The sequence below is a fragment of the Paraburkholderia tuberum STM678 genome (assembly GCF_902833905.1).
Classification (GTDB): Bacteria; Pseudomonadota; Gammaproteobacteria; order Burkholderiales; family Burkholderiaceae; genus Paraburkholderia; species Paraburkholderia tuberum.
Genome location: NZ_CADFGP010000212.1, coordinates 1 through 314, shown reverse-complemented (window position 1 = coordinate 314; position 314 = coordinate 1). Strand labels below are relative to the sequence as shown.

Here is a 314-nt window from a genome sequence, read left to right as displayed (position 1 = left end):
GCGAACGCCACTCCCGCGCAGGAAGATACCCCCGGAACCGAGGTCGCGGCCCACAAGCGCAAGAAGCGCGGCCACCGCAAGCCTCTCGATCCCAATCTGCCGCGTGATGTCGTGCGACACGAACTCCCTGAGGCAGAGCGCTTCTGCGATCACGACGGACACGCGCTCGTCGAGATCGGCGTCGAGATCAGTGAGCAGCTCAATGTCATTCCCGAGCAGTTGCGAGTCACCCAGCATCAGCGTATCAAGTACGCCTGCCCATGTTGCGATCTCGGCATCAAGGTTACGCCGGCACCGCCCCGTATCATCCCGCG

General features: G+C 63.4%; 1 protein-coding gene. It reads left to right on the top strand.

From position 1 onward, the window contains the following. Positions 1-314 (top strand): IS66 family transposase zinc-finger binding domain-containing protein (locus HWY30_RS40990; protein WP_176079075.1); only part of this gene is annotated, 314 nt, incomplete at both ends.